The following is a 7,164-nucleotide window of genomic DNA, read 5'->3' as shown; positions in this document are numbered from 1 at the left end:
CAGCTTGCGCACGCGCTCGGCCGGGCTGACCACGTCGGTCAGGCGGATGCCGAACTTCTCGTTGATCACCACCACCTCGCCGTGCGCGACCAGGGTGCCGTTGACGAACACGTCCAGCGGCTCGCCGGCGGCGCGGTCCAGCTCCACCACCGAGCCCTGGTTGAGCTGCAGCAGGTTGCGGATGCTGATGCGGGTGCGGCCCACCTCCATGGCCAGCGTGACCGGCACGTCCAGGATCATGTCCAGGTTGACGTCGCCGGCATCGCCGGCGAAGCCGGCGAGGGCGTCGGGATCGATGCGGTCGGCGACCGCGGCGTCGTTGGCAGTCATGCGCTTTTCTTCTCTGTGAACTCGCCGGCCGCGCGCCTTTCGCGGCGGCCGACCTGGGTCTGGAACTGGATCGCCGTGTGGCCGTTGGCCTGGCCGTAGCGGCCGCGGAACACCGGCACGTCCTCGGCGAAGACGGTGCAGAGCTCGGGCAGCGTCACCGGGATCACGTCGCCGGGGCGCAGGCCCAGGAAATCGCCGATGGACAGCTGCATTTCGATCAACAGCGAACTCAACTCGACCTCGGCGTCGAGCACCTCTTCCTGCAGGTGCTCGACGAAGCGGTCGTCGCGGTCGGCCAGGTCGCTCTGCACGCCGGCGTCGAGCAGCGTGCGGATCGGTTCGACCATGGCGTAGGGCAGGGTCAGGTGGATCTCGCCACCACCACCGTCGAGTTCGACGTGGAAGCGCGAGACCACCACCGTCTCGGTCGGGCTGACGATGTTCGCGAACTGCGGGTTGATCTCGGAGTTGATGTACTCGAACTCCAGCGGCAACACCGGGCTCCAGGCCTCGGTCATCGCGCCGAACAGCTCTGTCAGCATGATCTGGATCACGCGGTTCTCGGTCGCCGTGAAGTCGCGGCCCTCGATGCGCGCGTGGAAGCGCCCGTCGCCGCCGAAGAAGTTGTCGATCACGGTGAACACCAGCCGAGGCTCGAAGACCACCAGCGCGGTGCCGCGCAACGGCTTGATCCTGATCAGGTTGAGGTTGCTCGGGACCGCCAGGCTGTGCACGTATTCAGCGAACTTGACCATCTTCACGCCGAGCACCGACACCTCGCAGCTCTTGCGCAACACGTTGAACACGCCCAGGCGGAAGAACCGCGCGAAGCGGTCGTTGACCATCTCGAGCGTCGGCAGGCGGCCGCGCACGATGCGGTCCTGCTGGGTGAAGTCATAGGCCTGGACGGCTTCGGCCGGCGGCGGCTCGTCCTCGCCGGTGGCCACCGCGCCACCGGTGACGCCGTCGAGCAGCGCGTCGATCTCGTCCTGGGAAAGCAGGTCGCTCATGGGCGCGCTCGCCTCACTGCATCACGAAGCTGGTGAAGTACAGCGCGTCGATGCCGGGCTTGCCGGTTCGCGCCGTGACGATCTTGCGCACCGCCTCCAGCGCCTCAGCCTGCAGCTTCTGCTTGCCGGCGGGGTCGCTGAGGATCGAATAGCTCTGGCGGCTGAACAGCATCACCAGGGCGTTGCGCACGACCGGATCGACGCCCTTGACCGTGTCCAGTGCGGCCTGGTCGTGCGCCATCAGGGTGACGCCCACCTGCAGGTAGCGCATGGAATCATCGTCGCGGAAGTTGACGACGAAGGCCGGGTCGAGCGGCAGGAAGTATTCGGGCTGGTTCCTGGTCGGAGCGCTCGCGCCGCCATCCTTGCCGGCCTTCGCCGTGGCGGGCTTGTCGTTTCCGTGGGACATGAACAGGTAGGCGCACGCGCCCGACACCGCCAGCAGCGCCACCACCAGGCCGATCACCAGCGGCGAGCGCTTCTTCTTCGGCACTGCTACCGCTACCGCTTCTTCTTCCGTAATTGCCATGCCTGGACCTCGGTTGTTGTTCTTTCGGCTGGCGCCTGGGGCGCCGCCTTGCACGGACCTTGTAGCAATCCGCGTGCCACGGCCCGAAGGCTTGGCCCTGCTTGGTTTGCGGCAGGCGCGGCGCTTTCTTGACGCGCGGCGGCGAACGGGCGCGTCGCGATCACGACGGGCGCCTGGAAGTCGACGGCGCGCGGGACGGTTCGACTTCGGCGCTTGCGCGCCTGCGCTCGGCGCGAACGGCAGGGAGGATGGCGGGCGCCTGAGCCCCTCTCCCGTCGGGAGAGGGGTTGGGGAGGTCCAGTCCTGCCGATGCCTCCGGCTCCGCCTGAACCCTCACCCGCCTGTCGGCACCCTCTCCCGGAGGGAGAGGGATCCGGGTTCGGGGCTCGCGGCCAGCGCTTCGACTTCGGCGCTTGCGCGCCTGCACTCGGCGCGAACGGGAGGGAGGGTGGCGGGCGCCTGGGCCCCTCTCCCGTCGGGAGAGGGGTTGGGGAGAAGGTTCGGTCCTGCCGGGCATCCGGCTGCGCCGAACCCTCACCCGCCTGTCGGCATGCTCTCCCGGAGGGAGAGGGATCCGGGTTCTGGGCTCATGGCCAGCACTTCGACTTGGGCGCTACGCCTGCGCCCGGCGCGAACGGATGCGTGGCCGGCGGGAGGCCTGAGCCCCTTGCCCGGGAGAGGGGCCCGGTCGGTAGTTCGAAGAAGGAGCCAAAAACCCCCGGTCACCCTGAGCGTGGGCCGCAGGCCGAAGTCGAAGGGGCCACGCCCCTCAGGCAAACGTATCGAGCATGCCGAGCGCCGCCGGCGCGCTCGCCATCACGGCCGGCTCGGCTTCGACCTCTCCGACCGCGCCGGACGCATCGCCCCCGTGCCCACCCCCGCCGTGCTGCTGGCGCTGCCCCACGTCCGCCTGGCCGAGGGCCAGACCGTGGTGCGCCAGCAGGGCGTCGAGCTGCGGCAAGGTCTGCTGCACGACGTGCACGGCCGCGGGATGCTGCACGGCAAAGCTCACGTCGACGCGGTCGTGGTTCATGCTGACCTTGACGTCCAGCGTGCCCAGGTCTTCCGGATGCAGGCGGATGCGCGCCTGCTTGACGTCCTGCTGGCCCAGCCAGACCACGTGCTGGCCCAGCTCCTGCGCAAAGGCGGGCGTGCCGGCGGGACTGGCGACCGAGAGGTTGTGCGTCGGTACCACGGCGTTGCCGGGATCGGCCGCCGGCAACGGGGTGGCGGACAGGCTGCCGAGCTGCGCGACATCGAAGGAGGCGTCCTTCTGCTCGGCGGGCTTGGCCAGCAGGGGCGCGAGGGCGTTGGCATCCACGTCGATCGCGGACCTGGCGGCCGCCGCCGTGGCGGCGGTGTTGGCCAGCAGCACCAGCGCGGCCGGTGCCTTGGCGGCCTTGCCCTCGGTGCCCGCCGCGGTGGCCGCATGGGTCACCATCCCGGCCCCGGCGAGCGGCCTCGCTGGCGCGGCCTGGCCGATCAACGCGAGCATGGCCGCAGCCAGCGCGGCCGCGTCCGTGTCGCCCTGGTCCTTCGCCGGTGCCTGGGCCGGCTTCGGGCGACCGGGCTCCGTCTTCGGGGCATGCGTGGCCGTGGCCGCCTCCTGCCCCGAGTCCTCCTGTGCCGGCTGGTCGTGCCCCTCGCCGTGCTGCTGGCGGGCCGCGTCCAGGTGGCGATCGAAGCGGTCGTCGTCCGCGGCGGAAGCCGGGCCGTTGGCGGACCGCGCCGGAGGCGGCGCGGGCTGGGTGGGATTCACGGCAGTGGTGGTCGCGCTCATGGGCACTTCCTCAGGAGACTCGAACGGCGTGCGTCAGGCACAACCCAGCAAACTTCGCGCCAAGACCTACCTCGCCGGACGCCGATGCTGCATGCGTTCGTCGATGTCGTTCTGTTCGCGGCGGTCCTCGGCCTTGCGCTCCTGCTCGCGGTAGCGGTCAATCACGTTGTCCAGTGCGGCTTCGCGCGCATGCGCGTCGCGCCACAGGCCGCGCATCTGGTCGAGCAGCCAACGCTGGCGCTCGATCTCCAGCACCTGCTGCTCGATCGCCCGGTCGATGCGCTCGACGAATTGCTGGCGGTTCATCAGCGCGGTGGCCGTCAAACCACCGACACCGGGGGGCGTGGCGTATTCCTGGCGGTAGCCGCGCAGCTCCATCAGCTGGCGCTCGGCCTTGGCCAGCCGCTGCTGCTGCTCGGCCAGCTTGAGCACGGCGTCTTCGCTGCGCTGTTTGGCCTGGTCGGCGGCCGGCTGCAGGCGGTCGGCGCGCTTGCTCACGCGGTGGCCTCGGTGGCCAGGGCGTTCAAGGCGGCGATGCCGTCGGCGAGGTTCATCGGCTCGTCCACCTCCTGCTGCAGGAATGCGCGCAACTTCGGCCACATCACGATGGCCTGGTCGACCTGCGGATCCGACCCTTTCTGGTAGGCGCCGACCGCGATCAGGTCGCGCTGCTGACGGTAGGCCGAATAGACCTGGCGAAAACGTTGCGCGGCGCGCTGGTGCACGCGCGCGGTGACCGCCGGCATGACGCGGCTGATCGACGCTTCGATGTCGATCGCCGGGTAATGGCCGGCCTCGGCCAGGTCGCGCGAGAGCACGATGTGGCCATCCAGGATTGCACGCGCGGCGTCGGCGATCGGATCGTGCCGATAGTCGTCGCCTTCGGTCAGTACCGTGTAGAACGCCGTGATCGAACCGCGCCCCTCGGCATCGTTGCCGGCTCGCTCGACCAGCGCAGGCAGCATGGCGAACACCGACGGCGGGTAGCCCTTGGTCGCCGGCGGCTCGCCGATCGCCAGCGCGATCTCGCGCTGGGCCTGGGCGTAGCGGGTGAGCGAATCCATCAGCAGCAGCACGCGCTGGCCACGGTCGCGGAACCATTCGGCGATCGCAGTGGCGTACTGGGCGCCGCGCAGGCGCTTGAGCGGCGGCGCGTCGGCCGGGGCGGCGACGATCACCGCGCGGCGGCGCCCTTCCACGCCCAGCGTGTGCTCGACGAATTCCTTCACCTCGCGGCCGCGCTCGCCGATCAGGCCGACCACCACCACGTCGGCGTCGGTGTACCGGGTCATCATGCCCAGCAGCGTGGATTTGCCCACGCCGGAGCCGGCGAACAGGCCCAGTCGCTGCCCGCGGCCGACGGTGAGCAGCGCGTTGATCGCGCGCACGCCGGTGTCCAGCGGGGTGTCGATCGGCTTGCGCGCCATCGGGTTGATCGGTTCGGCCTTGAGCGCGGCGTGTTCGCCGGTGTCCAGCGGGCCGGCGCCATCCAGCGGCACGCCGTCGGCGCCGATCACGCGGCCGAGCAGGCCGGCGCCGACCGGCAGACCGCCGGCATGGGCCAGCGGACGCACCCGCGCATTCGGCAGCACGCCGTGCATCTCGCCGACCGGCATCAGCAGCAGGCGTTCGTCGGCGAAACCGACCACCTCGGTGTCGAGCTGGCTGCCGTCGGCGGTATCGACCAGGCAGCGGGCGCCGAGCGCGGCTTCACAGCCTTCGGCCTCCAGCGTGAGGCCGACCACGCGGCGCAGCCGACCCTCGACCGCGAGCGTGTGGGCCGCCTGCGCACGCTGGCGACGCCGGGCAAGCTGCTCGGCCCAGGCCGCGCGGGTCATGTCGGGACGCCTGAAGATTCCCTCCCCTGCTCGCAGGGGAGGGTTGGGGAGGGGTTGCCCGCGGCTCGCGGCACGTCCGGACCACCCCCTCCCAGCCTCCCCCTGCGCGGCATGGGGAGGAGCGGGCCCGGGCACGCACGAGACATCACGGCGCGGCCTCGTCGCCGAGCACGGCATCGACCATCGCCGCCAGGCGCGTCTCCAGGCGCGCATCCAGCCGCGAACGTTCGCTTTCCAGCAGGCAGTCACCACGCTTGAGCGCGGGATCGGCGACCAGCTGCCAGTGCGCTTCGGCCGCGTCGAGCTCGCGCATCAGGGCGAGGTCGTCGGGATGGAGGCGTACCCGCAATTCGCGCGTGGCGGCAGGCAACGCAGCCGCCGCCTGGCGCACGGCCTGGACGATCAGTTCCGGCCGGGTCGCCAGTTCCTGGGCAATCACGCGGCGCGCGACGAGCAGCGCCATTTGCGCCAGTTCCCGCTCCACCGCCGCATCGAGCGACTCGAGCGGGCGCGCCGCCTGGGCGCAGATCGCCTCCAGCCGCGCCACGCGCTCGCGGCCTTGCGCACGTGCCTCGGCCAGGCCCTGGGCAAGGCCCGCGGCATGGCCTTCCTCACGCGCCTGGCGCTCGAGCGTCTCCAGGTCGCTGACGGTGGGATGGCTGGCCGGCTCGGCCGGCGCCGGCGCGGAGGTCGCGGCGCTGCCGACCTGCGGCGGCTCCCAGCGCTGGTAGCCGGCCACGGCGTCGCGGTTGAGGACGGCGCTCATCAGACCAGGTCATCCGAGCCGCCGAGGGTGATCTGCCCGGCATCGGCCAAGCGCCGGGCGATGCCCAGGATCTCCTTCTGCGCGGCATCGACCTCGGATACACGCACGGGCCCGGCCACCTCCAGGTCGTCGCGCAGCATGTCGGCGGCGCGCTTGGACATGTTGGCGAACATCTTTTCGCGGATCGACGGTTCGGCCCCCTTGAGCGCCACGATCAGGCGCGGCGAGGGCACTTCGCGCAGCAGCGCCTGCATCGAGCGGTCGTCCAGCTCGACCAGGTCGTCGAAGACGAACATCAGGTCTTCGATCTTGCTGCCCAGGTTCGGGTCGTGGCTGCGGATGGCGGCCATCAGCTCGGCCTCGCGGCTGGTTTCCATCGCGTTGAGGATGTCGGCCGCGGCCTTCAGGCCACCGACGCTGGCGGACTTGAGCTTGTTGGTATTGCCGGAGAACTGGCGCTCCATGATCTCGTCCAGCTCGTTCAGCGCATGCGGCTGCACGCCGTCGAGCGTGGCGATGCGCATGATCGCGTCCGAGCGCGTGCGCCCGGGCAGGTAGCCGAGCACTTCGGCGGCCTGGTCGTGTTCGAGGTGCGCCAGCACCAGCGCGATGATCTGCGGGTGTTCCTGGCCGATCATCTCGGCGATGGCGCGCCCTTCCATCCACTTGAGCGACTCCAGCCCCTTGCTGGAGCGGCCGAGCAGGATGCGGTCGATCAGGCTGCCGGCCTTGCTCTCGCCCAGCGCGTTGGTGAGGATCTTGCGGATGTAGTCCTCGGTGCCGACGCCGAGCGCGGTCTGCGAGCCCAGGTCGTCGTGCAGGCGGGTGAGCACCTTGTCGACCTGCTCGCGCGAGACCGAGGTGAGGCTGGCCATGGCCTGGCCGACCGCCTGCACGTCGCGTGCGGACAG

The 7,164-nt window shown here is 70.7% G+C and carries 8 protein-coding genes; all 8 read right to left on the bottom strand.

Translation table 11 applies throughout. The features are described from left to right. On the bottom strand, nt 1–330 hold a 330-nt coding region (gene fliN, locus VFH59_RS04185), incomplete at its 3' end, for a flagellar motor switch protein FliN (protein ID WP_325163630.1). Continuing rightward, nucleotides 327–1,340: a flagellar motor switch protein FliM gene (gene fliM, locus VFH59_RS04180; RefSeq protein WP_325163629.1), complete on the bottom strand. Its 1,014-nt coding sequence runs from the start codon at nt 1,338–1,340 to the stop codon at nt 327–329. The genes fliN and fliM, both read right to left, overlap by 4 nt. A gap of 13 nt (nt 1,341–1,353) precedes the next feature. Next, complete coding sequence (locus VFH59_RS04175) at nt 1,354–1,869, bottom strand: flagellar basal body-associated FliL family protein (protein ID WP_325163628.1); 516 nt, start codon at nt 1,867–1,869, stop codon at nt 1,354–1,356. Between the two features lie 769 nt (nt 1,870–2,638). Then, a complete protein-coding gene (locus VFH59_RS04170; protein ID WP_325163627.1) occupies nt 2,639–3,649 on the bottom strand; it encodes a flagellar hook-length control protein FliK in 1,011 nt (336 codons plus the stop codon). A 66-nt stretch (nt 3,650–3,715) separates the two neighbouring features. Then, nucleotides 3,716–4,147 carry a flagellar export protein FliJ gene (gene fliJ, locus VFH59_RS04165; protein WP_325163626.1) on the bottom strand — a complete coding sequence of 144 codons (432 nt, stop codon included), beginning with the start codon at nt 4,145–4,147 and terminating at the stop codon, nt 3,716–3,718. Further along, on the bottom strand, nt 4,144–5,487 hold the full coding sequence (gene fliI / locus VFH59_RS04160; RefSeq protein WP_325163625.1) for a flagellar protein export ATPase FliI: 1,344 nt from the start codon (nt 5,485–5,487) through the stop codon (nt 4,144–4,146). Before fliI ends, fliJ begins: the two co-directional genes overlap by 4 nt. A gap of 145 nt (nt 5,488–5,632) precedes the next feature. Further along, on the bottom strand, nt 5,633–6,253 hold the full coding sequence (locus VFH59_RS04155) for a FliH/SctL family protein (RefSeq protein ID WP_325163624.1): 621 nt from the start codon (nt 6,251–6,253) through the stop codon (nt 5,633–5,635). Next, nucleotides 6,253–7,164, bottom strand: a 912-nt coding sequence (gene fliG, locus VFH59_RS04150; protein ID WP_325163623.1) for a flagellar motor switch protein FliG, incomplete at its 5' end; no start/stop codon positions are given. The genes VFH59_RS04155 and fliG, both read right to left, overlap by 1 nt.

Origin of the sequence: Frateuria sp., from assembly GCF_035695185.1 — a bacterium.
In the GTDB taxonomy this organism is placed as follows: Bacteria; Pseudomonadota; Gammaproteobacteria; order Xanthomonadales; family Rhodanobacteraceae; genus Frateuria_A.
Note: the sequence above shows the minus strand (reverse complement) of the source record. Positions and strands in the feature narration are given on the sequence as shown.

Bases quoted from the DNA above. Each gene is read 5' to 3' on its own strand.
- VFH59_RS04175 (WP_325163628.1), bottom strand. From the start codon at position 1,869: ATGGCAATTACGGAAGAAGAAGCGGTAGCGGTAGCAGTGCCGAAGAAG.
- fliI (WP_325163625.1), bottom strand. From the start codon at position 5,487: ATGACCCGCGCGGCCTGGGCCGAGCAGCTTGCCCGGCGTCGCCAGCGT.
- VFH59_RS04170 (WP_325163627.1), bottom strand. From the start codon at position 3,649: ATGAGCGCGACCACCACTGCCGTGAATCCCACCCAGCCCGCGCCGCCT.
- fliM (WP_325163629.1), bottom strand. From the start codon at position 1,340: ATGAGCGACCTGCTTTCCCAGGACGAGATCGACGCGCTGCTCGACGGC.
- VFH59_RS04155 (WP_325163624.1), bottom strand. From the start codon at position 6,253: ATGAGCGCCGTCCTCAACCGCGACGCCGTGGCCGGCTACCAGCGCTGG.